The organism is Streptomyces sp. NPDC002328 (assembly GCF_042890065.1).
GTDB lineage: Bacteria > Actinomycetota > Actinomycetes > Streptomycetales > Streptomycetaceae > Streptomyces.
Genome location: NZ_JBIARQ010000001.1, coordinates 976,464 through 1,000,176, shown reverse-complemented (window position 1 = coordinate 1,000,176; position 23,713 = coordinate 976,464). Strand labels below are relative to the sequence as shown.

Genomic DNA, 23,713 nt, shown 5'->3' with positions numbered 1-23,713 from the left:
CGCGCCCACGCGTCGCAGGTCGACGTGGCGACGCGACGAGAAGTTCCGGGACTGGGCGACCATGCGCCCGAAGCTAGCAAAGCCGCCCACGGCTGCCCAGACGGTGACCGACGGGCGAGACGGGCCCGTTCCACGCCCGCGCCCCGATTGGCGGAAACCTACAGACGTCCGTCGCCCCCGCCCCGTATCCCGCACCACGCCACCTCAGTGACCAGAGTCACGCCGGTACGGGTGTAACCCCCATCCTTTGTCCGGAGCCCACCAAGTGGCCGATCATCCGTTTGTCGACCACTGACGGTGAGCGGACCGCTCCCGCTGGGATAGCGTCGCCGTGTCCCGAACCGTCCCCGTCCCGCGGAGCACCCATGAGCATCGCCGCCGCACCCACCGTCCGCCCCGGACAGGTCCTCGCCGACCTCCTCCCGGCCTCCCGTGTCCGGGACATCGCGCTCGTGCTCGGCGGTGCCGCGCTCACCGGCCTCGCGGCCCAGATCGCCGTCCCCGTGCCCGGCTCCCCGGTGCCGGTGACCGGCCAGACCTTCGCCGCGCTGCTCGTCGGGACGACCCTGGGCGCCGGGCGCGGCTTCCTCGCCCTCGCGCTGTACGCGGTGGCCGGCGTCGCGGGCGTCCCGTGGTTCGCGGAGGGGACCTCCGGCGCGACCGCCGTGTCCTTCGGGTACGTCCTCGGCATGATCCTCGCCTCCACCGTCGTCGGCGCCCTGGCCCGACGGGGCGCGGACCGGAGCGTGTGGCGGATGGCGGGCGCCATGCTGGTCGGCGAGGCGATCATCTACGCCGTCGGCGTCCCGTACCTGGCCTACGCCGCCGACATCTCCGCCTCCGCCGCGATCGCGGCCGGCCTCACCCCGTTCCTGATCGGCGACGCGCTGAAGGCGGCGCTGGCGATGGGGCTGCTGCCCACGGCCTGGAAGTTCGCCGACCGCTGAGCGACCGGCAGTTCCCTTCCTCTGCACCGTCACCGGGAGAGGCCCGTTCGAGGCAGACACGCTGCCCCGAACGGGCCTCTCCCGCTTTCTGCTTTCTGCTTTCTGCGACCTTCGCCGTGAGCGCCCCGGCTGCCCGGCAACAGGCATCCGGTCTCCGGAGCAGGCAGATCAGGCATTCGACCTCTGGATCAGGCTTCGCGCCGCTCCGGCCGCCGCCGCGACCACCACAGCCCGGCCGCGCCCGCCGCCAGCAGCGCCGCCCCGGCCGCGCCCCACGGCAGGACGTCCGCCGGACCGGTCCTGGGCAGCTCGTCGCCGCTCGGCGCCGCGGGCGTGTTGTCGGTGCCGAGCAGCAGCGGGGTCGCGGGCGCGTTCGGCGACGGGTTCGTCGTGCCGAACGGCACCGGGCCCTGCTGCCAGAACGTCTTCGACCCGTCCGCCGTCTGCACGGGCAGGCAGATCTTCCCGGTGCGGCCCGTGTCGAAGGTCGCGTCGACCGCGTACGACTTCGACGCGCCGGCCGCGAGATCGCCGACGGGGCAGGCGAAACCGCTGTTCGACCCCTCGGGGAGATCCTGCTCCGGGATCGCGGCGCACCCCGGAACGTTCTTGACGGTCAGCCCGTCGAACCCGACGACCAGAAGCCTGACGCTGCCGCTGTTCTTGGTCCCCTCGTTCCTCACCGTGGCGGTGATCGCCGTTTTCCGTGAGCCGTTGTCGACCGAGATCCTCTCGGGCAGCAGCGTGCTCAGCTTCACGCCCGCGGGCGCCTCGTCGACGGCCTTTCCCCCTTTGCCGCTCCCGGGGCCCTGGTCCTCCGCGACGGCGGGGAGGGCGAGGATCATCACGGCCGAGAAGGATGCCGTGACCAGCGAGCCGGCGATGGTCGTCGTACGACGAGAACTCATGTTCGTCCCCCTTGGCTGCGCCTGAATTCGCAGTACTTGAAGAGGTACCACAAGATTTCTCCGCACTATGCTGGTACGGCATTAAGTGTGACCATTGTGTTCCAGGGTTCGGGCAATGGAGGGGGTGCAGCGAATTGCCGGGGACTACGGGAAACGCAGGAAATCCAGGAAATTCAGGTGGTGCCGGGAGCGGCGGGGGCGCAGGGGGCGGCGGGGTCCCAGGTTTTCTGGTGGCGGGCCGTTACCGGTTGGCCGAATGCATCGGACAGGGGGGAATGGGGCGGGTGTGGCGGGCCGCCGACGAGATGCTCGACCGCGAGGTCGCGGTGAAGGAGATGCGCATCGACGGGCTCGACGCGGAGGACGCGCGCACCCGCCGCGAACGATCCCTGCGGGAGGCCAGGGCCACCGCCCGCATCGACCATCCCGGCGTCGTGCGGATCTACGATGTCGTGGACGCGGGCGAACGCCTGTGGATCGTCATGGAGTTGGTCGCCGGCCGCTCCCTGGAACGCCTCACCGCCGAGGAGGGGCCGCTCGGGCCCCGTGAGACGGCCCGGATCGGCCTCGGGCTGATCGCGGCGCTTCGGCAGGTGCACGCGCGGGGCGTGCTGCACCGTGACATCAAGCCGGGCAACGTCCTGGTGGAGGACGGCGGGCGGCGCGTCGTCCTCACCGACTTCGGCATCGCCGCGATCCAGGACACCGAGGCGCTCACCATGGTCGGCATGCTGGTCGGCTCCCCCGACTACATGGCCCCCGAACGCATCTCCGGCCGCCCCCAGGGCCCGTCCTCGGACGTCTGGTCCCTGGCCGCCACCCTCTGCGCCGCCCTGTCCGGCCACTCCCCCTTCTCCCGCGACACCACCCTGTCGACCCTCCACGCCGTCCTCTACGAGTCGCCCGAACTCCCGTCGAACGCGGGCCCGTTACGCGAGATCCTGACCGCAACCCTGCACAAGGACCCGGCCCTGCGAGCCGACCTGAACACCCTCCGGTCAGCCCTGCACCCGGTGGCCTTCCCACCCCCGACCCCGACCCTGCCGGTGAATTCGCCGGGGCCGGGGCTCCTTGAGAGGGGAGAGCCGGCACATTGGCTGGGGGAGGGGGAGCGGGGTCTTGGAGTGGCGGGGGAGGGGGAGCGGGGTCTTGGAGTGCCAGGGGATGGGGAGCGGGGACTCGGAGCGCCGGGGGATGGGGAGCGGGGACTCGGAGCGCCGGGGGCAGGGGCGCTGGAAGGGGTGGTCCCGGGGACGGGGCCGGCGACGCCGGGTGCTGGACCGCCGGGGTCGGCGGTGCACAGCGAGGAAGAGCCGGCCCCCGGGGTGCCGCCCGAATCGGGGAAGCCCGCGCCGCAGCCCCCCGAGCCTGGGCCGCCCGGCCCGGGGGAGCCCGCCCCTGGGCGACCTGCTCGCGGTGAACCGGTGTCGGAGGACGGGCCCGGACCGTCCGACTGGCGGGAGCCCGATCCCGGGCAGCCCGCGCCGGAGGTACCGGAGCTTCGGCCGCCCGGCCGGCGGGAGCCGGACCCCGGGCAGCCCGTACCCGGGGAGCCCGTGCCGGTTGGGTCCGTGTCGGAGGCACCGGAGCCTCGGCCGCCCGGCTGGCGGGGGCCGGACCCCGCAACCGGGGAGCCCGAGCCGGCTGGGTTCGAGCCGGTGCGCGCCTCAGAGGTACCCGTGCCCCGGCCGCCCGACCCGCGGCAGCCCGAACCCGCCCCCGAGCGCCCCGTTCGCAGCGAGCCCGACCCCCGTCAGTTCGGTTCCGCCCAGCCCGGTGGCTCCTCCGAAGTCACCCCGCCCCACCATCACCCCGGCGTCTCCCTCGCCCGCGCGCAGGCAGTGACGGAACACCGGGCGGCCCCGCCGACGGAACACAGGCCCGCCCCGCCCTCCGCCACCCGCTCGGCCCCGGCGACCGGCCTCCCCGATGCCCCCGACCACCCCCGACCCCACGCCGCCCCCGAGCCCCGCCCGCCCCGCACCTCCCGCTCCCCGAGTCCCCACGGTCGCCGCACCGCCCTGCTGGCCGCCGCAGGCGTCCTGGCCGCGGGCGGCGTCGCCGCGATCGTGTGGGTGGCGGTGCCCGGGGCCGGCGGAGGGGACGACCGGGCCGGCCCCTCACCACGGCCGCGCACCGCCACCACCGCCCCCGCCACCCCGGGTCACAGCCCCACCGCCGCCACCACCACCCCGGGGGGGAGCCCCACCACCAACCCCTCGCCCACCGTCGAAGGCACCTACAGGCCGCCGAGTCTGCCGGCCGGTGTGCGGCAAGAGGCCGGGGGGTATGCGTGGGCCACGCCCGTGGGGTGGCGGCGGGATGTGATGACGGGGGCCGAGGTGCACTACACCTCGCCCGACGGCACGCAGGAGCTCGTCGCCAAGTCGTCCCTCGCCCGCGGCGACCTGATGGAGACCTGGCGGACCTCGGAGCGCAACGCCCACCAGGGCCAGGGCTACCGCAAGATCAGGCTGGAGGAGACGACGTTCCGGGGCCGCCCCGCGGTCGTCTGGGAGTACACGTTCACCCTCCAGGGCACCCCCTGGCACGCCGTACTCCTCGGCTTCGAGGAAGAGGGGAAGACGTACCAGATCAACACCTGGTATCAGCCGGCCGTCGAGCCGGGCGCGCTGCAGACGTACGAGAAGGTCAAGGACAGCTTCACCGTCCTGTCAACTACCCGGGACTGAAGTCCCGGGCTTGCTGCTCGGGTTCACCGATGGCTTCGGTGGTCCCGGCTGCGTCCAGCTCTCACACTCGATGGTGTCGCCGGTCAGGCGATGAGGGTGAGGGCAGGGGCCTGTGACTCGGCCCCGCGGACCCACGCGTACCAGCCGCGGTGGCTGATGTTGTGGGACGCGTTGCGGTCGGCGTGCTCGGCGAAGCCGCACGACCGGCAGACGAACACGGCCTGGGAGGGCCGGTTGGCTTTCTCGATGTGGTGACAGCGGGAGCATTCCCGGCTGGTGTACGCCGGATCGACGTACACCACCGGGACTCCTGCACGTTTCGCCTTGTAGGCGATGAAGGTGCCGAGCTGGTGAAAGGACCAGGAGTGCAGCGTGACGCGCTGGGGCTTTCTCAGCCGTACCCGTTCACGGATGCCCGTCAGGTCTTCCAGGGCGATTCCACAACCGGTGCGTTGAGCCTCCGCCACGATGCGCTTGCTGATCTTGTGGTTGATGTCGCGGGCCCGGCGCTTCTCCTTGCCCGCGTGCTTCTTCGCCCGCCGCTCGGCGGACTTTGTGTTCTTCTTCTGAAGCTTGGTGCGCAGCTTCCGGTCCGTTTCACGGCGCCGGTTCAGGCGTCGCCCGCTGTGCCGCTTGCCGGTGGAGGTGGTGGCGATGTTGACGATGCCCAGGTCCACCCCGACGAACCCCGCCGGGTGTGCGTTCCCCTCGGCCTCGGCGATGTCGCAGGTCACCAGCAGATACCACTGCCCGCCCCGGCACATCAGATCGGACTCACCCTTGCGGTGCGCGGCCACCACCGCCAGCTGCCCCGGCTCGCCGGTGAACGCGACGTTCTTCATCCGCCCGGCCGTGGTCCAGACCGACACCGTGCGCTGCTCGTGCTGCCAGGACAGCATCCGGTCGTCATAGGGCTGCGCGGCGTCCGCGCGGAAGGTGACCGGCTTGCCTGCCGCCTTCTCGTACCGCCTGGAGCCGGGCTTGCCATGGTTTCCGTGACGGAGGTTGGCGTGCAGCGTGGTGTAGGCGTCGCAGATCTTCTTGATCGCGTGCTGGGCGGCCTGCGCACCCAGATTCCACCGGGCCTTGATCTGCCGGTAGGTGTGCTTGCGCAGGGCCAGGGGCTTGGCCGCCTTCTCCTCGAAGGCGACGTGGGCGGCCCAGGTCGCGGCCTCGTTGCAGGCATGCAGGGTCGCCTCAAGTGCCGCCGCCTGCACGGGCGTCGGCAGGAGCTTGACCCGCACCACCAGCTTCATGACCATGAACGTACGCACCCGTACGAGCAGCCATCACACGTTCCCCTTCCCCTCACCCGAACGAGCGACCAGCCCCAGCCCCACGCCCACAGCGCCGACCACGGCCAGGCTCCGCCGTCACCCGGCCGCTTCGCGTCCCTGTCGCCTCCGGCCCGATTCCGCGGTGCTCCGCACCGCCACCACCAGATGCGATTCCTCCCGGGCGTCAACGCCCGGGGTTCCTCGCACAGGCTGAAACGCCCGAAGGGGCCCGCAGCACAGACGGGCCCCTTCGGATGTCTACAGACGGCAGACGTCAGACGACGGCGACTACTTCCCGACGGGAACGGAGTCCGTCTTCGCCGTCCCCTTCACCTTCTGCTTCACGAACGCGATGACCAGCACCACCGCCGCGACGAGCAGCGACAACAGCACCGTCTTGCGCCCGTCGTTCTCGGTGTCGGTCAGCATGTAGCCGAGCACGAACACGATGAGCGCGGCCGTCGCCCAGGTCAGGTACGGGTACAGCCACATCCGCACGACCAGCTTCTCCGGCGCCTCCGCCTGGATGATCTTCCGCATGCGCAGCTGCGAGAAGCAGATGACCAGCCACACGAACAGCGCGACCGCACCGCTGGAGTTGACCAGGAACAGGAACACGGAGTCCGGGAACTTGTAGTTGAAGAACACCGCGACGAACCCGAACACCACGGACGCGATGATCGCCGTCATCGGCACACCCCGGCTGTTCGTCCGAGCGAACGACTTCGGCGCGTCCCCGCGCTCGCCCAGCGAGAACGCCATCCGGGAAGCGGTGTAGAGACCGGAGTTCAGACAGGACAGCACCGAGGTCAGCACGATGAAGTTCATGATCTGACCGGCGTGCGCGATGCCCAGGGAGTCCAGCGCGGCGACGTACGAGCCCTTCTCCTTGATGGAGGGGTCGTTCCACGGCAGCAGCGCGACGACGACGAAGATCGAGCCGAGGTAGAAGACGGCGATACGCCAGATGATGCTGTTGGTGGACTTGGTCACCGCCCGCTGCGGGTCCTCCGACTCGCCCGCGGCCAGGGTCGCGATCTCGCTGCCCATGAACGAGAAGACGACGAGCAGCACACCGGTGAGGATCGCGCCGGCCCCGTGGGGCAGGAAGCCGCCGTGGTCGACGAGGTTGCCGAGGCCGGCCTTCTCGGTGTCCGCGCCGGGCAGCACGCCGAACACGGCGAGCCCGCCGACGACGATGAAGGCGCCGATGGCGACGACCTTGATCCCGGCGAACCAGAACTCGAACTCACCGTAGGAGCCGACGGAGACCAGGTTGGTGGCGGTCAGCACCACCATCACGATCAGCGCCCACCCCCACTGGGGCACCGCCGGTATCCACGACTCGAGGATCGCCGCGCCCGCGGTCGCCTCCACGGCGAGGACGACGACCCAGAAGAACCAGTACAGCCAGCCGATGGAGAAGCCGGCCCAGGGGCCGAGCGCGCGGTCGGCGTGAGCGGAGAAGGAACCCGAGGTCGGGTTGGCCGCGGACATCTCCCCGAGCATCCGCATCACCAGCACCACGAGCGTGCCGACGAGGGCGTACGAGAGGAGGATGCCGGGCCCGGCGGTGGCGATGCCGGAGCTGGAACCTACGAACAGTCCGGCGCCGATGACGCCACCGATGGCGATCATCGAGAGATGGCGGTTCTTGAGGCCCGCCTGGAGACCGTGCCCGGGTTCTCCGGGCCCTCCGGGGCCGTTTTCGGCCTTCGTCAGGGTCGGCTGCGAAGTCATGGAACGGATTTCCTTTGCGCCGCGTGGGGTTTCTCCCGTACGAGCGGTGTACGGGCCGTACTAGGAGGTGTACGAGCCGGTCCAGTGAATCCGAGGCATTCGGATTGGGGAACCTCTGATTCCGGATCGTTACTTGAGGTTTCCCTGAGGTTCCATTGATCTGCCTACGCTTTTCTGGCCCGATACCCCGCGCTGTTACCCCGCGACCCGCGTGTCACACTCATCCCATGCGCGTGTATCTCGGCTCGGACCATGCGGGCTTCGAACTCAAGAACCATCTCGTCGAATGGCTGAAGGCGGCGGGCCACGACCCGGTCGACTGCGGCCCCCACATCTACGACGCCCAGGACGACTACCCGCCCTTCTGCCTCCGCGCGGCCGAGCGGACGGCCGCCGACGCCGACTCCCTCGGCATCGTCATCGGCGGCTCCGGCAACGGCGAGCAGATCGCGGCGAACAAGGTGAAGGGCGTCCGCGCGGCCCTCGCCTGGAGCGAGGAGACGGCGTCCCTGGGCCGCCAGCACAACAACGCCAACGTCGTCGCGGTCGGCGCCCGCATGCACAGCCAGGACGAGGCGACGAAGTTCGTCGAGACCTTCCTCGCCACCCCCTTCTCGGGTGACGAACGCCACATCCGCCGCATCGACATGCTCGCGTCGTACGAGACGACGGGCGAGCTGCCGGCGATCCCGGCGCACCACCCGCAGCAGTAGGCTCCCGACGGGGCCGGGCGGTCGGCCCGGCCCCACGGCTCGATCGAGGAGAAAGGGCGGCGTCAGGTGCCGGAAGGGCACACGATCCACCGGCTCGCGCAGGACTACACCGCGCGTTTCGCCGGCAGCGCCCCGCGCGTGACCAGCCCCCAGGGCAAGTTCAGCGACGCCGCCGCCCTTCTCACCGGCACCCCCCTCACCGGCGCCGAGGCCCACGGCAAGCACCTCTTCCTCGCCTTCGAGGCCTCCTGGGTCCACATCCACCTGGGCCTCTTCGGCAAGGTCGCCCTCGGTGACGCCCCCGCGCCCCCGCCCACGGACACCGTCCGCCTCCGCCTCGCCACCGGCACCTCGTACGCCGACCTGCGCGGCCCGACGACCTGCGCCCTGATCACGGACGCCGAGAAGCAGGCGGTGCACGCCCGCCTCGGCCCCGACCCGCTGCGCGAGGACGCCGACCCCGGCGCCGCGTACCGGAGGATCTCCCGCAGCCGTACGACGATCGCCGCCCTCCTCCTGGACCAGAAGGTCATCGCCGGCGTCGGCAACGTCTACCGCGCCGAGGTCCTCTTCCGGCACGGCGTCGACCCGTACCGCGCGGGCAAGGACGTCACCCCCGCCGAATGGGACGCGATCTGGTCGGACCTCGTCGCCCTCATGCGCGAGGGCGTCCGCAACAACCGCATCGACACCGTCCGCCCGGAGCACACCCCGGAGGCGATGGGCCGCCCGCCCCGCGTCGACGACCACGGCGGCGAGGTCTACGTCTACCGGCGCACCCACCAGCCCTGTCACCTCTGCGGCGAGACCGTCCGCACCGCCGACCTCGCCGCCCGCAACCTCTTCTGGTGCCCCGACTGCCAGCAGAACTGACTCAGTTCGTCACACCCCGCCGCCGCTCAGAACCCGTGCGGCATCCACGGCGCACCCCACCCCCCGAACCCCACCGAGGCCTCCTCCAGCGCACCCGGCCGCAGCTCCCGCACCCGTCCGGCCGCGCCCAACGCGCCCAGGCTCACGCCCCCGAGGTACGCCGCCCCCAACTCCCGTACCGTCAGCGCCAGATCGGCCGCGTCCCGGGTACGCACACAGCTCGCGCCCTTCGCGTCCCCGGTCAGCCGCCAACGCCCCTCGTTCCAGGGGCAGAAGGCGTCCTCCACGTCCAACACCACGTCCACCGGGGCCGGATACGTCCGCGCCTCCAGCGCGGCCCCGATGTCCACCAGCCGCACGTACAGCGCGTCCCGCACCCGCAGTTGACACCGCCGCACATCGGAGACGAGATGCTGCCAGGCCTCGTCCACCGGCCGCCCCCGCACCGTCAGCGAGGTGGTCAGGTCGATCCCGAACAGGAACCGCCACAGCGCCGCGCTCGTCTGCGGGTCCACCGCGGTGAGGTCGGTCAACAGCACCTCCCCGTTGTGCCCCGTGTCCGTCCAGCGCGGCCGGACCCGGAACCGCGCGTACCCGCTGACCTCGCCGTCCCGCTCGGCCAGCACGCACTGGAGCCGCGACGCCCCCTCCCGTCCGCCCTCCGGATCCAGCACCATCAGCCGGTCCCAGCCCGGCCGCCGCGCCAGCATCCCGGCCCGCGACGGCACCGTCCGCGCGTACAGCGCCTCGCACGCGTCGAGGGACTCGGCGGGGTCGGCGTAGCGCAGCCGTACGTCATCGGTGCCGGGCGGGACGGACAGCCGCACCCGGCTCGTGTCGATCTCGCCGTGGAGGGAGAAGGTCGCCGCGCCGTACCCGAACCGGCCGTAGATCGCGGGCTCGGAGGCCGTGAGGACCGCCAACGGCTCGCCCCACGCGTGTATGTCGTCGAGCTGCCGCCGCATCATCGCCGTCAGGACGCCGCGCCGCCGGTGCGTGGCGGCCACGCCGACCATCGTCACACCGGCGGCCGGCACCGAGGCGCCGCCCGGCACCGTCAAGCGGAAGTCGAAAGCCCCCGCGGACCCCACCGGAAGATCGCCGTCCCAGGCGCCCAGGGCGCGCTCGCACGGAGTGAGCGCTCTCCACAGCGCGCGCTCCTCCGCCGGCTCGTCGACGCCTCCGAAGGCACGCACCAGAACGTCGTACCACTCGTCCCAGTCGTCCTGCCGCAGCACCCGCAGGGCGGTACCGGAATGGGGCACGGGCCCCGTCGCCTCAGTCGTCATGGATCCATGCCTACCAGCGCGATGAAGGACGAGCCAGGGAATTTCTCCCTCCCCGCGGCGGAATCGCTTTCCGTGCCGTTCACTGTGAAGTTGAGCCTCGGACGGGGGACAAGTGGGACCTCCCGTGCCAAGCGGCGGGTTGGATGGATAGGGTCCCGAACTAATGGCAGCAGGACGACAGCGGCGCGCGGAAGCCGAGACGTTGACGGCCCGGTTGAAGCACCTGGTGCACCGGGTCCGCACCGGCGTGCGCCGGAGCGCCGTCGACTACTTCCGCGGCGACGGCTCGGACTGGATCGCGCTGGCCGGACTGCTGCTCACCGTCCCGCTGATCGCCGTCACCACCCTCGCCAACTCGGTGTGGTGCTCGCCGGCCGCGCTCGTCCTGCCGATCGTCGCGGGCGGCCTCCTGCTGCGCCCCGCGAGCCTGCTCGGTCTCTACGCGGCGGCGGCCACGGCGCTCATCGTGGAGTCGGTGCAGCTGGGCCCCTACACCGAGGGCCCCTCCCGGGTCACCCCGGGCGTCGTGCTCGTCGTCGCGGCCTGCGGTCTCTTCGGGCTGCTCATCGCCCAGTTCCGCAGCCGCGTCGGCGTGCCGTGGCGGCGCGGCGGCACCATGCTCTTCGACCTGCGTGAACGCATCCGCGTGCAGAGCAAGTTGCCGAAGCTGCCGCAGGGCTGGCACCGCGAGATGGCGCTGCGCCCGGCCGGCGGCCAGTCGTTCTCCGGGGACTTCGTCGTCGCGGCCCGCACCAACGGCGGCCGCACCCTGGAGGTCGTCCTCACCGACGTCTCCGGCAAGGGCATGGACGCCGGCTCGCGCGCCCTGCTCCTGTCCGGCGCGTTCGGCGGACTGCTCGGCTCGCTGCCCCCGCACGCCTTCCTGCCCGCCGCCAACGGCTACCTCCTGCGCCAGGACTGGGACGAGGGCTTCGCGACCTCCATCCACCTCGTCCTGGATCTCGACTCCGGCGACTACGAGCTGTACTCGGCCGGGCATCCGCCGGGCCTCCAACTCAGCGCGGGCAGCGGCCGCTGGGAGGAGAAGGCGGCCGAGGGCCCGCTGCTCGGCGTCTACGAGGGCGCCCAGTTCGACCCGGTGAAGGGCTCCCTGCGCGCCGGGGACGTGCTGATGCTCTTCACGGACGGCCTGGTGGAGACCTCCGACCGGGACATCGTCGAGGGCATCGACCGCCTCACCGGCGAGGCCGACCGCTATGTCGCCGGCGGCTTCCAGGGCGCCGCCTGGCACCTGATCGAGGCCGTCGCCCGGGACGTCAACGACGACCGGGCCCTCCTCCTGGTCTGCCGCGACGGCCCCACGGCCCAGGCGATACCGCTCCACTAGACCTTGGAGGTCCGCGATACCAGGCCCTGGAGGTCCGCGATGCTCACCCTGACCGAGGTCGAGGCGCTCGCCCGCGCCGCGCACGAGGGCCAGACCGACAAGGCCGGCCGCCCCTACGCCGAACACCTGCGCGCGGTCGCGGAGGGCGTACGGGAGCGCGGCGGCGACGCCGACCAGATCGCGGCGGCCTGGCTGCACGACGCCGTCGAGGACGACGCCCTCTCCGCGGCCTGGCTGGACGAGGCCGAACTCAGCGACCGCACGAAGGACATCGTGCGCGCGGTCACCAAGCGGGCCGGAGAGCCGCCGGAGGCGTACGCGGAGCGCATCCTCGCCACCCCGGGCGCGCTGCTGGTGAAGGAAGCCGACCTGGCGCACAACGCCGACCCGGCCCGGCTCGCCGCCCTCGACGCCCCGACCCGCACCCGGCTCACCGGGAAGTACGCGCACATGCGCGCCCTCCTGGGCCTCACCGGGAGCCGGGACACGTCCTGAGCCGCTGAGCCGCTGAGCCGCCGAGCCGCCGTTGAGCTGCTGAGCCGCCGCTGAGCCGCTAAGCCGCCGGGACCGTTTCGTGCCGCTGGTCGCGGGACTTCTCCCGCGCACGGGCCAGTTCGGCGGCGTCGCGCTTGAACGCCCATTCCATCCTGGGCTCCACCACGCACCGGAACGCCCGCTGCACGGGCCTCGTGCACAGCAGGGTGACGGCGGCGGCCACAGTCACGCTGACGGCGATCACGCCGAGCGGGCCGTGCAGCCAGGCCGGCTCGAACAGGCCGCCGTACTCGGCGCCCTTGAGCAGGAAGCCGTGCAGCAGATAGCCGTACAGGGTGCCCGCGCCGAGCGCGGTGAACCAGGTCGCACGACCCGGAACCCAGGCGAGGAAGCAGGCGGTCAGCAGCAACGAGCAGACGAACAGGGCGAGTTGCATGACCGGCCCGGCCCACCAGGGAGCGCCCAGCTCCTGGGCGGAGTCGCGGTGGTAGAACCAGGCGTTGTCCATCCGCGGCACCGCCCACCAGGCGAAGGTCAGCGCGATCGCGAACACCGGCACGGCCGCGATCCGCGCCGAGCGGCGGCGCACCAGCTGGAAGTGCTCCGGCTTCAGGCACAGCCCCAGCACGAAGAACGGCAGGAACTGGAGCAGACGCTGGGCGTCTAGGTCGTCGCCGATGGTGGGGGAGACGGAGGCCAGCATGGCGACGCACAGCGCGACCGGCAGCGGGTGGCGGATCAGCTTCCACAGCGGGGTGGTCAGCCGCCAGACGAACAGCGCGCACAGGAACCAGGTCACGTAGTACGGGTCCAGGAGGCTGATCCCCTGGTCGGGGCTGTGACCGGCGTAGCGCTTGAAGAGGGAGTGGGCGGTCTCGAACACGAGGTACGGCACGGCGACGCCGGTGAGCAGCCGCTTCAGCCGGCCGGGGCTCGCGTCGAAACCGCGGGAGAAGTAGCCGGAGATGACGATGAACGCCGGCATGTGGAACGTGTACACCACGAGGTACGCCGCCTGAAGTCCCCGGTCGCCGCCCTTGAGGGGCTCCCAGGAGTGCGCCACCGCGACCAGCACGATCGCCAGGTACTTGGCGTTGTCGAAGAACGCGTCACGCCGCGTGGGCCGTCTGTCCCGGGTCCGGGAGGGGGACCGCTGGTGCTGATCTTTCTCGCTCGGGGAAGAGCGCGGGCTCGGCACGAGAGACGAGGCGGCGTGGAACATCTGAGGCACCCTAGCGTTGTCCGCGGTGATACGTGAAACGCACGACGTCATTTCTGATTGTCCGCGCCCGCCTACCCACGAATTCACCGAACTCGACGCCGCAATGCCTGTCTTGTGGGTCACACCGTGCCCCGAATGTCATGAATAATCCACACTCAAAGGTACATGCCGCCGCTTGTGGGCGTGTGGACGACCGTCTCCCACCGCAATTCGAATCAGCTGCGCACCAGTTGTGAATTTGTGGCGGCGATATGCGCTCGAATTCCTGTGCGGCGGCCTTTCCGGGCTTCTCCCGCACGGTACGTGACGGACAGTCGAGGTCGAGGTTGCGTCACGGGCCGCATATCAGGGCCCTGTTGGTGGCACGATGGTCCATGGCGGGGTACGCGGGTCGCGACCCCGGGCCGGGAGTGCGGACCGACCGAGGATGTGTGATCAGTTGTGGCCATCTCACTGTCAGTGGTGCTGCTGTTGGCGATCGTCCTGGTCGTGCTGATCCGGGGCGGCTCCATCAAGGCGGGCCCCGCCATCGTCGCGATCCTCTTCGGCTTCTTCCTCGCCTCGACCGGCATGGCCCCGTCGATCAACCGCTTCCTGAACTCCCTGGCGGAGACGATCAACCAGATCAGCTTCTGAGACGCCGAGGGCTGGAACAGGGCCCCCTTACCTGTCAGGTCATCGCCCCTGGCGCGTCGGCATGCCATGGTCCCGGGGTACGGAGCCCGACCGACCGGAAGGACACCATGCCCGCCTACGCCATTGCTCACCTGCGAGAGGCCGCTCCGCACCCGGAGATCGCCGAGTACATCGAGCGCATCCCCGCCACCTTCGAGCCGTACGGCGGGCACTTCCTCGTGCACGCCACGCAGCACGAGGTGAAGGAGGGCGGCTGGCCCGGTCACGTCGTCGTGATCGGCTTCCCGGGGATCACCGAGGCGCGGGCCTGGTGGGACTCGCCCGCGTACCGGGAGATCGCACCGCTGCGCTCGCGTCACATCGAGGGCGACATCATCCTGGTCGAAGGCGTCCCGGAGGACTACGACCCGACGGCCACCGCGAAGGCGATGCGAGAGGCCCTGCCCGCTGAATAGCCCCCGCAAATGATCAGGGCCAGGCAGAGGAATCACCCTCTGACCTGGCCCTGAGTCATTCGGAGCGGGCGACGGGAATCGAACCCGCGTAGCTAGTTTGGAAGACTAGTGCTCTACCATTGAGCTACGCCCGCACAGCGCCGCCGCAGGTCGGTCGGCCGCGGCGCTTCAGGCATCGTAGCGGGTCGGGCCGCCTCGCCGCACACCTCGCCTCCGGCTCGCGCCGCGACCCGTCTCCCGACTGGGTAAAGGCGGCGGTCAGGCGGGCTGCGGGCATGTACCCTACGTGTCGCACCAGACGGGGTGTGGCGCAGCTTGGTAGCGCGTCCGCTTTGGGAGCGGAAGGCCGTGGGTTCAAATCCCGCCACCCCGACCACCTGCGCGATTCATCTGCGCGATCCCCCGCGCGACCGCCCGCGTGGCCGGTGGCGCGAACCACTGCGCGATCACACCGTGCGCCTGGCCGGTGGTCGTCTTTTGGGCCGTCCCTCGGCTGCGGCTACTATGCAAACTGCGCGCCCGTGTGTCCCGGCCCCACTCGGCCTGAGAACTCTCCCGGGCGGCGAAATCGCCGGACCTGTCTGGCTCCGGCGAAACCCAAGATGTCAGCCACAAGGAGACCGAACCGTGAAGAGCGCCGTGGAGACCCTGAACCCGACCCGGGTTCGGCTCACTGTCGAGGTGCCCTTCGAGGAGCTCAAGGCCAGCCTCGACGCGGCGTACAAGAAGATCAACCAGCAGGTCACGGTGAAGGGCTTCCGCAAGGGCAAGATCCCCGCCCGGGTCATCGACCAGCGGTTCGGCCGCGGTGCCGTCCTGGAGGAGGCCGTCAACGACGCGCTTCCCAAGTTCTACACCGAGGCGGTCAACGAGGCCGAGATCGACGTCCTGGGCCAGCCCGAGGTCGACATCACCGAGCTGAAGGACGGCGAGACGCTGAACTTCACCGCCGAGGTCGACATCCGCCCCTCCCTGGAGCTCCCCGAGGACTTCTCCGCCATCGAGGTCGAGGTCGACGCCGTCGAGGTGACCGACGAGGACCTGGAGAAGTCCGTCGAGCAGCTCCGTGAGCGCTTCGCCTCCACCTCCCCGGTCGAGCGCGCCGCCGAGGACGGCGACGTCGTCACCGTGGACCTGGAGGCCAAGGTCGACGGCGAGGTGCTGGAGGACGGCGTCGCGAGCGGCGTCTCCTACACCATCGGCTCCGGCGAGCTGCTCGACGGCATCGACGACGCCGTGAAGGGCCTGGAGGCCGGTGGCGAGACCACCTTCACCTCCGAGCTCAAGGGCGGCACCGGCGCCGGCAAGGAGGCCGAGGTCACCGTCAAGGTCACCCAGGTCGCCGCGCGTGAACTCCCCGAGCTGGACGACGAGTTCGCGCAGCTCGCCTCCGAGTTCGACACGCTCGACGAGCTGAAGGCCGACAGCCGCAAGCGCCTCGCCGACATGAAGCAGTTCGACCAGGCCACCCAGGCCCAGGAGCGCGTCCTGGAGAAGCTCCTGGAGCTCGTCGAGGTGCCCGTCCCCGAGAAGCTGCTCGAGGACGAGGTCAACACCCGCAAGCACAACCTGGAGCACCACCAGCTCGGCCAGATGGGTCTGACCCTCGACAAGTACCTGGAGATCCAGGGCAAGACCGCCGAGGAGTTCGAGACCGAGACCCGCGAGGCCGCGGTCAAGGGCATCAAGACCCAGTTCGTCCTGGACGAGCTCGTCAAGCGCGAGAAGCTCAACGTCAACCAGGAGGAGCTCACCGAGCACCTCATGCGCCGCGCCGCCTCCTCCGGCATGTCCCCCGACCAGTTCGCCCAGGCGGTCGTCGAGGGCGGCCAGGTCCCGCTCCTGGTCGGCGAGGTCGCCCGCGGCAAGGCCCTGGCCCTGGTCGTGGAGTCCGCCACGGTGAAGGACACCAACGGCGAGGTCATCGACCTCGACGACGAGGACGAGGAGACCTCCGAGACCGAGGAGTCCCCGGCCGCCGAGGCGGAGACCTCCGAGGACAAGCCCGCCGAGGCCAAGAACGAGGCCTGACCAGCCGAGCGTCACCGCTGACGTAGTCAGAAGGGGGCCCTGGGGCGATCAAGCTCCGGGGCCCCCTTCGGCGTACGCCAGGGCAGCGAACGCCGGGGGCGCGGGGAACTGCGCGACAAGCCACATCGCTCCCGCAGCCCGAAGACCCCCGCAAGCACCCCGACGATCCGGCCCCCGCACCACCAGCGGAGCTCCTGCGGAGCTCCCGCACAGCTCTACGCCCCCGGCGAACACCCACCTCTCCGGGATTCCCCGAAGGGACCCGCGCGTTAGGGTCCATGAATACGAGGGCAGGGGAGTCGCCGAACCGCCGGACGGCCCCACGCCCCGGCAGAACACGTGAGACGGCCCGGCGCCGTCGTAAGACGAGCAGGTGGATACGTGACGAATCTGATGCCCTCCGCCGCCGGCGAGCCTTCCTTCGGTGGCGGCCTCGGTGACCAGGTCTACAACCGGCTGCTCAACGAGCGAATCATCTTCCTCGGACAGCAGGTCGACGACGACATCGCCAACAAGATCACCGCACAGCTGCTGCTCCTGGCCGCGGATCCGACCAAGGACGTGTACCTGTACATCAACAGCCCCGGCGGCTCGGTGACGGCAGGCATGGCCATCTACGACACGATGCAGTACATCCCGAACGACGTGGTCACCATCGCCATGGGCATGGCCGCGTCCATGGGCCAGTTCCTGCTGACCGGCGGTGCGGCGGGCAAGCGCTTCGCGCTGCCCCACGCCGACATCATGATGCACCAGGGTTCCGCCGGCCTCGGCGGCACGGTCTCGGACATCAAGATCCAGGCCGAGTACCTGCTGCGCACCAAGAAGCGCATGTCCGAGCTGACCGCCCTGCACTCCGGTCAGACGGTCGAGGCGATCATCCGCGACGGTGACCGCGACCGCTGGTTCACCCCGCAGGAGGCCGCGGAGTACGGCCTGATCGACGAGATCATCACGCATGCCTCCGGTGTTCCGGGAGGCGGCGGCACCGGTGCCTGACCGCCCCGGCCACGCCACGCACCGCCGAGACCTCAGCCCAGAACGCACCAGGATGGTGAACACGCACATGAGCAACTTCCCCGGCGCCGCCAGCGGCCAGTACGAAGGGCCCCGGCCCGACAGCCGCTACGTGGTCCCGCGCTTCGTCGAGCGCACCTCCCAGGGCATCCGCGAGTACGACCCGTACGCGAAGCTCTTCGAGGAGCGCGTGATCTTCCTCGGCGTCCAGATCGACGACGCCTCCGCCAACGACGTCATGGCGCAGCTGCTGTGCCTGGAGTCGATGGACCCGGACCGGGACATCTCGGTCTACATCAACAGCCCCGGCGGCGACATGACCGCGCTCACGGCCATCTACGACACGATGCAGTTCGTGAAGCCGGACATCCAGACCGTCTGCATGGGCCAGGCGGCCTCCGCCGCGGCGATCCTGCTCGCGGCCGGTACGCCGGGCAAGCGCATGGCCCTGCCGAACTCCCGCGTGCTGATCCACCAGCCGGCCGGCTCCACCGGCCGCGGGCAGCTCTCCGACCTGGAGATCATCGCCAAGGAGTTCACCCGGATGCGTGACCAGCTGGAGAACATGCTGGCCAAGCACTCCAACCAGCCGATCGAGAAGATCCGCGAGGACATCGAGCGCGACAAGATCCTCACGGCCGAGGAGGCGCTGGAGTACGGCCTCGTCGACCAGATCATCTCCACCCGGAAGCTGAACAACAGCGACGTCCGCTGACGCGGGTAGTGGTATCGTCCGCCGCTCCTTGGCACGGTGGGACACGGTCCGCGTCGCAGTGGGCAGCAGTGAACCGTGCCAAGGGGGGCCCGAACGGGGGGCCCGGCAAGGTACCGTCGGACATAAGGCAGCACCAGGAGCCGCTGGACTCGTAGCGTCCAGGCGTCTCCCAGGCGAAGGGGAAGCACACCGTGGCACGCATCGGTGACGGCGGCGATCTGCTCAAGTGCTCGTTCTGCGGCAAGAGCCAGAAGCAGGTCAAGAAGCTCATCGCAGGGCCCGGTGTGTACATCTGCGACGAGTGCATCGATCTCTGCAACGAGATCATCGAGGAGGAACTCGCCGAGACGAGCGAGGTGCGCTGGGAGGAACTGCCCAAGCCCCGCGAGATCTACGAGTTCCTGGAGGGGTACGTCGTCGGCCAGGAGGCCGCGAAGAAGGCCCTCTCCGTCGCGGTGTACAACCACTACAAGCGGGTCCAGGCCGGCGAGAACGGCGGCGGCCAGAGCCGCGAGGACGCCATCGAGCTGGCGAAGTCCAACATCCTCCTGCTGGGCCCCACGGGCTCCGGCAAGACCCTCCTCGCGCAGACCCTCGCGCGCATGCTGAACGTCCCCTTCGCGATCGCCGACGCCACAGCGCTCACCGAGGCGGGGTACGTCGGCGAGGACGTCGAGAACATCCTGCTGAAGCTGATCCAGGCGGCCGACTACGACGTCAAGAAGGCCGAGACCGGGATCATCTACATCGACGAGATCGACAAGGTCGCGCGCAAGAGCGAGAACCCCTCGATCACGCGTGACGTGTCGGGCGAGGGCGTCCAGCAGGCCCTGCTGAAGATCCTGGAGGGCACCACCGCCTCCGTCCCGCCGCAGGGCGGCCGCAAGCACCCGCACCAGGAGTTCATCCAGATCGACACGACGAACGTCCTGTTCATCGTGGGCGGCGCGTTCGCGGGCCTGGAGAAGATCATCGAGACCCGGGCCGGCGCCAAGGGCATCGGCTTCGGCGCGACGATCCGCTCCAAGCGGGAGCTGGAGGCCAAGGACCAGTTCGAGGACGTCATGCCCGAGGACCTTGTCAAGTTCGGCATGATCCCCGAGTTCATCGGCCGTCTGCCGGTGATCACCTCGGTGCACAACCTGGACCGCGAGGCCCTGCTCCAGATCCTGATCGAGCCGCGCAACGCGCTGGTGAAGCAGTACCAGCGCCTCTTCGAACTCGACGGTGTGGAGCTGGACTTCGAGCGAGAGGCCCTCGAAGCCATCGCCGACCAGGCCATCCTCCGCCAGACCGGCGCCCGCGGTCTGCGCGCCATCATGGAGGAGGTCCTGATGTCGGTGATGTACGAGGTCCCGTCCCGCAAGGACGTGGCCCGGGTCGTCATCACCGCCGACGTCGTCCACTCCAACGTGAACCCCACCCTGATCCCCCGCGAGCAGCGCGGCGGCCGGGGCTCGGGCGAGCAGAAGACGGCGTAACACCGCCGCAGGCGCACGAACGAGGGCGCCCCGACCGCACGTTGCGGTGGGGGCGCCCTCGTTGTTGCGTCAGGTCTCGATCGTCAGGCCTTGACGCGGACCTCGTTGCGGAACTTGGCCGTCAGCTCCGCCGCGCCGTTCATGTCGGCGGCCTTGCCGGACATCGCGTCCGCCAGGTCCATGTTGATGACGATGCCCAGTGTGCTGTGGTCGCCCCAGATGCACACCGGCATGCTGAACTCGCTCGGCCCGCCCTCGGCCGCGGCACCGGAGCCGCCGGAGATCTTGGTCTCCTGGCACTTGAGGACCCCGCCATCGAGAGCGGCCGGGCTGTACTCCTTGGGCGAGCCGACGAGTTCGCCCTCGTCGTCCTTGCCCGCCTCCTTCTTCATCTCGGCGAACATGCCGTCGACGACCGCCTCCGGGTCCTCGATGTCGCCGTACACGCCCATGAACTTGATCATCTGCTGGGCGAGCGGGTTGCTCTTGTCGCCGGACGCGTACTCGGCCTCCACGTCCTTGGCGTTCTTCACACCGTGCTTCTCGGCGTCCTTGAGGTCGTCCTCGCTGAAGGAGTCCCCGTCCGATTCGTTCGACTTCTTGTAGTCGGTGAGCACCGTCGCCGGCGTCGTCAGCTTGTGCGGGCCGTCGTCGGCGATGTCCGAGCCGCTGCCGCTGTTGGTGCTGAGGACGAGCGCCGCGCCCACCGCGATCGCCGCGACGACCGCCACCGCGCCGATGATGATCGCGGCCTTCTTCTTGCCGCCGCCCGGCGCCGGCGGCTGCGGAACGCCGTACGGGGGCTGGCCGTGGGGCGGCTGACCGTAAGGCACCTGGCCCATGGGCGTGGTGGGCGGCTGCTGGCCGTACGGGCCCGGCTGCGGCTGCTGGGGGTAGCCGTAGCCGGGCTGCGGGGCCTGGGGCTGCTGGGGGTAGCCATAGCCGGGCTGGGGGGCCTGCGGCGGCTGGCCGTACGGACCCGGCTGGCCGTACGGACCGGGCTGCTGAGGCTGCTGCCCGCCGTACGGGCCCGGCTGGTTGTAGCTCATTACTGGGTTCCCCTCCAGATGCTTATGTGGTTTTCACATCCTGGCTCAAGGGGTGGTCCCCGTCGGCGGCGGGGCCCTCACCGTTACAGAACAAAGGCGTTTCGGGACTGCGCCGTGACACCCCTAAACTGAGCCCGTGACCGAGAACGCTCAGCAGCAGCCACCAGCGCCCAGCACCGAACTGCCGACCCAGTACGCGCCGGCCGAGGTAGAGGGGAAGCTGTACGAGCGCTGGGTGGAACGGGGTTACTTCGCCGCGGACGCGAAGAGCGACAAGCCCGCGTACACCATCGTCATCCCGCCGCCGAACGTCACCGGCTCCCTCCACCTGGGCCACGCCTTCCAGCACACGCTGATGGACGCGCTGACCCGCCGTAAGCGCATGCAGGGCTACGAGTCGCTCTGGCTGCCCGGCATGGACCACGCCGGCATCGCCACCCAGAACAAGGTCGAGCAGCAGCTCGCCGAGGAGGGCAAGTCCCGCCACGACCTGGGCCGCGAGGAGTTCGTCGAGCGCGTCTGGCGGTGGAAGGAGGAGTACGGCGGCAAGATCCTCGGCCAGATGCGCCGCCTCGGCGACGGCGTCGACTGGGACCGCGAGCGGTTCACCATGGACGAGGGCCTGTCCAAGGCCGTCCTCACCATCTTCAAGCGGCTCTACGAGGACGAGCTGATCTACCGCGCCGAGCGCATCATCAACTGGTGTCCGCGCTGTCTGACGGCCATCTCGGACATCGAGGTGGAGTACCAGGAGGACGCGGGCGAGCTGGTCTCCATCCGGTACGGCGAGGGCGAGGACTCCCTCGTCGTCGCCACCACGCGTGCGGAGACGATGCTCGGTGACACGGCCGTCGCCGTCCATCCCGACGACGAGCGGTACAAGCACCTGGTCGGCAAGCAGATCAAGCTCCCGCTCACCGACCGCACCATCCCGGTCGTCGCCGACGAGCACGTGGACCCCGAGTTCGGCACCGGCGCGGTCAAGGTGACCCCGGCCCACGACCCGAACGACTTCGCCATCGGCCAGCGCCACGATCTGCCCGCTCTGACGATCATGGACGAGCACGGCGTCATCACGGTCCACGGCCCCTTCATCGGGCTGGACCGCTTCGAGGCCCGTTCGTCGGTCGTCGGCGCGCTCAAGGAGCAGGGCCGGATCGTCGCCGAGAAGCGTCCTTACATGCACTCGGTGGGCCACTGCTCGCGCTGCAAGACCACGGTCGAGCCGCGCTTGTCGATGCAGTGGTGGGTCAAGGTCGGCCCGCTGGCGAAGGCGGCGGGCGACGCCGTCCGCGACGGCCGCGTGAAGATCCACCCCGAGGAGATGTCGAAGCGCTACTTCGACTGGGTCGACAACATGCACGACTGGTGCATCTCACGCCAGTTGTGGTGGGGCCACCGCATCCCGATCTGGTACGGCCCGGACGGCGAGATCGTCTGCGTCGGCCCCGACGAGGAGCCGCCGGCCGGCGAGGGCTGGACCCAGGACTCCGACGTCCTCGACACCTGGTTCTCGTCCGGACTGTGGCCCTTCTCCACTCTCGGCTGGCCGGAACAGACCGAGGATCTGCGGAAGTTCTATCCGACCGACGTCCTGCTCACCGGCCACGACATCATCTTCTTCTGGGTCGCCCGGATGATGATGTTCGGCCTCTACGCGATGGACGGCGAGGCGCCGTTCCACACCATCGCCCTGACCGGCCTGGTGCGTGACGAGTTCGGCAAGAAGATGTCGAAGTCCAACCCGAACGCGGTCGATCCCCTGGTCTGGATGGACAAGTACGGCTCCGACGCTGTGCGTTTCACCCTCGCCAAGGGCGCCAACCCGGGCGCGGACGTCCCGATCGGCGAGGACTGGGTCCAGGCGTCCCGCAACTTCGCCAACAAGATCTGGAACGCCACGCGCTTCGCGATGATGAACGGCGCCACGATCGAGGGCGAACTGCCCCCGGCCGAGCAGCTGTCGTCCACCGACCGCTGGATCCTGTCCCGCCTCAACGAGACGGTGGCGCAGGTCGACGCCTACTACGAGGACTACCAGTTCGCCAAGCTCAGCGAGGCGCTGTACCACTTCGCGTGGGACGAGGTCTTCGACTGGTACGTGGAGCTGTCCAAGACCACCTTCCAGGCGGGCGGGGCTCCCGCCGAGGTCAGCAAGCGGGTCCTCGGCGAGGTCCTGGACGTCACGCTGAAGCTGCTGCACCCGATCGTCCCCTTCGTCACCGACACCCTGTGGACGACGCTCACCGGCGGTGAGTCGCTGGTGGTCGGCGACTGGCCCAAGGACTCCGGGTTCAGGGACAAGGCCGCCGAGCAGGAACTCGAAACCCTCCAAGCCGTCATCACCGAAGTCCGCCGCTTCCGTCACGACCAGGGGCTCCAGCCCGGTCAGCGCGTCCCGGCCCGGCTGAGCCTCGACGGCACGGCGCTGGCGCCGCACGAGGCCGCCATCCGTCAGCTGCTGCGGCTCCAGCCGGAGGGCGAGGCCTTCTCGGCGACGGCGACCCTGCCGGTCGCGGGGGCGACGGTCGCGCTGGACCTGTCCGGCACGATCGACGTGGCGGCGGAGCGCAAGCGGCTGGCGAAGGACCTGGCCAACGCCGAGAAGGAGAAGGCCCAGGCCAACGCCAAGCTGGGCAACGAGGCCTTCCTGGCCAAGGCGCCGGACAACGTCGTGGAGAAGATCCGCACGCGGCTGGCGAAGGCGGACGAGGACATCGCCCGCATCCAGACCCAGCTGGAGCGCCTGCCGCAGTCCTGAGCGGCGCGCAAGCGATCGAAGGCCCCCGGAACATCCAGCTCCGGGGGCCTTCGCCCACCTCTG

The 23,713-nt window shown here is 70.1% G+C and carries 19 protein-coding genes and 2 tRNA genes; 14 read left to right on the top strand and 7 right to left on the bottom strand.

All coding sequences use genetic code 11. The annotated features are described in order from the left end of the window. Window positions 1-365: 365 nt before the first annotated feature. Window positions 366-947, top strand: coding sequence for a biotin transporter BioY (locus tag ACFYX4_RS04425; protein ID WP_389325581.1), 582 nt, complete (start codon window positions 366-368; stop codon window positions 945-947). A 188-nt stretch (window positions 948-1,135) separates the two neighbouring features. On the opposite strand, the gene ACFYX4_RS04420 is transcribed toward ACFYX4_RS04425, so the two are convergent. Next, window positions 1,136-1,855, bottom strand: coding sequence for an LPXTG cell wall anchor domain-containing protein (locus ACFYX4_RS04420; RefSeq protein WP_389325578.1), 720 nt, complete (start codon window positions 1,853-1,855; stop codon window positions 1,136-1,138). Between the two features lie 275 nt (window positions 1,856-2,130). Here ACFYX4_RS04420 and ACFYX4_RS04415 point away from each other — a divergent pair, with 275 nt between their 5' ends. Beyond that, window positions 2,131-4,548, top strand: coding sequence for a protein kinase (locus ACFYX4_RS04415; protein WP_389325574.1), 2,418 nt, complete (start codon window positions 2,131-2,133; stop codon window positions 4,546-4,548). 83 nt (window positions 4,549-4,631) lie between these two features. On the opposite strand, the gene ACFYX4_RS04410 is transcribed toward ACFYX4_RS04415, so the two are convergent. Both ACFYX4_RS04410 and ACFYX4_RS04405 read right to left on the bottom strand, forming a co-directional pair. Next, window positions 4,632-5,804, bottom strand: a complete 1,173-nt coding sequence (locus tag ACFYX4_RS04410; RefSeq protein WP_389325571.1) for an RNA-guided endonuclease InsQ/TnpB family protein — start codon at window positions 5,802-5,804, stop codon at window positions 4,632-4,634. A 309-nt stretch (window positions 5,805-6,113) separates the two neighbouring features. Further along, complete coding sequence (locus ACFYX4_RS04405) at window positions 6,114-7,565, bottom strand: amino acid permease (protein WP_389325568.1); 1,452 nt, start codon at window positions 7,563-7,565, stop codon at window positions 6,114-6,116. A 227-nt stretch (window positions 7,566-7,792) separates the two neighbouring features. Between ACFYX4_RS04405 and ACFYX4_RS04400 the strand changes: the two genes are divergently transcribed. Both ACFYX4_RS04400 and ACFYX4_RS04395 read left to right on the top strand, forming a co-directional pair. Further along, on the top strand, window positions 7,793-8,278 hold the full coding sequence (locus ACFYX4_RS04400) for a ribose-5-phosphate isomerase (RefSeq protein WP_389325565.1): 486 nt from the start codon (window positions 7,793-7,795) through the stop codon (window positions 8,276-8,278). Window positions 8,279-8,344: 66 nt separating this feature from the next. Then, a complete protein-coding gene (locus ACFYX4_RS04395) occupies window positions 8,345-9,151 on the top strand; it encodes an Fpg/Nei family DNA glycosylase (RefSeq protein ID WP_389325563.1) in 807 nt (268 codons plus the stop codon). Window positions 9,152-9,177: 26 nt separating this feature from the next. On the opposite strand, the gene ACFYX4_RS04390 is transcribed toward ACFYX4_RS04395, so the two are convergent. Beyond that, window positions 9,178-10,440, bottom strand: coding sequence for a GNAT family N-acetyltransferase (locus ACFYX4_RS04390; protein WP_389325560.1), 1,263 nt, complete (start codon window positions 10,438-10,440; stop codon window positions 9,178-9,180). 163 nt (window positions 10,441-10,603) lie between these two features. Between ACFYX4_RS04390 and ACFYX4_RS04385 the strand changes: the two genes are divergently transcribed. Both ACFYX4_RS04385 and ACFYX4_RS04380 read left to right on the top strand, forming a co-directional pair. Next, the gene (locus ACFYX4_RS04385) at window positions 10,604-11,788 is read left to right on the top strand and encodes a PP2C family protein-serine/threonine phosphatase (RefSeq protein ID WP_389325557.1); all 1,185 of its coding nucleotides are present in this window, start codon (window positions 10,604-10,606) and stop codon (window positions 11,786-11,788) included. Window positions 11,789-11,827: 39 nt separating this feature from the next. Next, on the top strand, window positions 11,828-12,283 hold the full coding sequence (locus ACFYX4_RS04380) for an HD domain-containing protein (protein WP_389325554.1): 456 nt from the start codon (window positions 11,828-11,830) through the stop codon (window positions 12,281-12,283). A 58-nt stretch (window positions 12,284-12,341) separates the two neighbouring features. Here ACFYX4_RS04380 and ACFYX4_RS04375 read toward each other — a convergent pair whose 3' ends face one another. Continuing rightward, the gene (locus tag ACFYX4_RS04375) at window positions 12,342-13,505 is read right to left on the bottom strand and encodes an acyltransferase family protein (protein ID WP_389325550.1); all 1,164 of its coding nucleotides are present in this window, start codon (window positions 13,503-13,505) and stop codon (window positions 12,342-12,344) included. A gap of 441 nt (window positions 13,506-13,946) precedes the next feature. Between ACFYX4_RS04375 and ACFYX4_RS04370 the strand changes: the two genes are divergently transcribed. Beyond that, window positions 13,947-14,141: a hypothetical protein gene (locus ACFYX4_RS04370; RefSeq protein WP_130436771.1), complete on the top strand. Its 195-nt coding sequence runs from the start codon at window positions 13,947-13,949 to the stop codon at window positions 14,139-14,141. 107 nt (window positions 14,142-14,248) lie between these two features. After that, a complete protein-coding gene (locus ACFYX4_RS04365; protein ID WP_389325547.1) occupies window positions 14,249-14,596 on the top strand; it encodes a DUF1330 domain-containing protein in 348 nt (115 codons plus the stop codon). A gap of 63 nt (window positions 14,597-14,659) precedes the next feature. On the opposite strand, the gene ACFYX4_RS04360 is transcribed toward ACFYX4_RS04365, so the two are convergent. Then, a tRNA-Gly gene (locus ACFYX4_RS04360) sits at window positions 14,660-14,730 on the bottom strand. A gap of 165 nt (window positions 14,731-14,895) precedes the next feature. Here ACFYX4_RS04360 and ACFYX4_RS04355 point away from each other — a divergent pair. From ACFYX4_RS04355 to clpX, 5 genes are all read left to right on the top strand, one after another. Further along, a tRNA-Pro gene (locus tag ACFYX4_RS04355) sits at window positions 14,896-14,972 on the top strand. Between the two features lie 251 nt (window positions 14,973-15,223). Beyond that, window positions 15,224-16,627 (top strand): trigger factor, encoded by a 1,404-nt coding sequence (gene tig / locus ACFYX4_RS04350; protein WP_389325544.1) that lies wholly within the window; start codon window positions 15,224-15,226, stop codon window positions 16,625-16,627. Window positions 16,628-17,020: 393 nt separating this feature from the next. Beyond that, window positions 17,021-17,626, top strand: a complete 606-nt coding sequence (locus ACFYX4_RS04345) for an ATP-dependent Clp protease proteolytic subunit (RefSeq protein WP_389326724.1) — start codon at window positions 17,021-17,023, stop codon at window positions 17,624-17,626. 67 nt (window positions 17,627-17,693) lie between these two features. Beyond that, window positions 17,694-18,359: an ATP-dependent Clp protease proteolytic subunit gene (locus tag ACFYX4_RS04340; RefSeq protein WP_389325541.1), complete on the top strand. Its 666-nt coding sequence runs from the start codon at window positions 17,694-17,696 to the stop codon at window positions 18,357-18,359. A 191-nt stretch (window positions 18,360-18,550) separates the two neighbouring features. After that, complete coding sequence (clpX, locus tag ACFYX4_RS04335; protein WP_389325538.1) at window positions 18,551-19,840, top strand: ATP-dependent Clp protease ATP-binding subunit ClpX; 1,290 nt, start codon at window positions 18,551-18,553, stop codon at window positions 19,838-19,840. 83 nt (window positions 19,841-19,923) lie between these two features. Here clpX and ACFYX4_RS04330 read toward each other — a convergent pair whose 3' ends face one another. Further along, on the bottom strand, window positions 19,924-20,889 hold the full coding sequence (locus ACFYX4_RS04330) for a hypothetical protein (RefSeq protein ID WP_389325535.1): 966 nt from the start codon (window positions 20,887-20,889) through the stop codon (window positions 19,924-19,926). 136 nt (window positions 20,890-21,025) lie between these two features. Between ACFYX4_RS04330 and ACFYX4_RS04325 the strand changes: the two genes are divergently transcribed. After that, complete coding sequence (locus tag ACFYX4_RS04325; protein WP_389325532.1) at window positions 21,026-23,650, top strand: valine--tRNA ligase; 2,625 nt, start codon at window positions 21,026-21,028, stop codon at window positions 23,648-23,650. The last annotated feature ends 63 nt before the right edge of the window (window positions 23,651-23,713 follow it).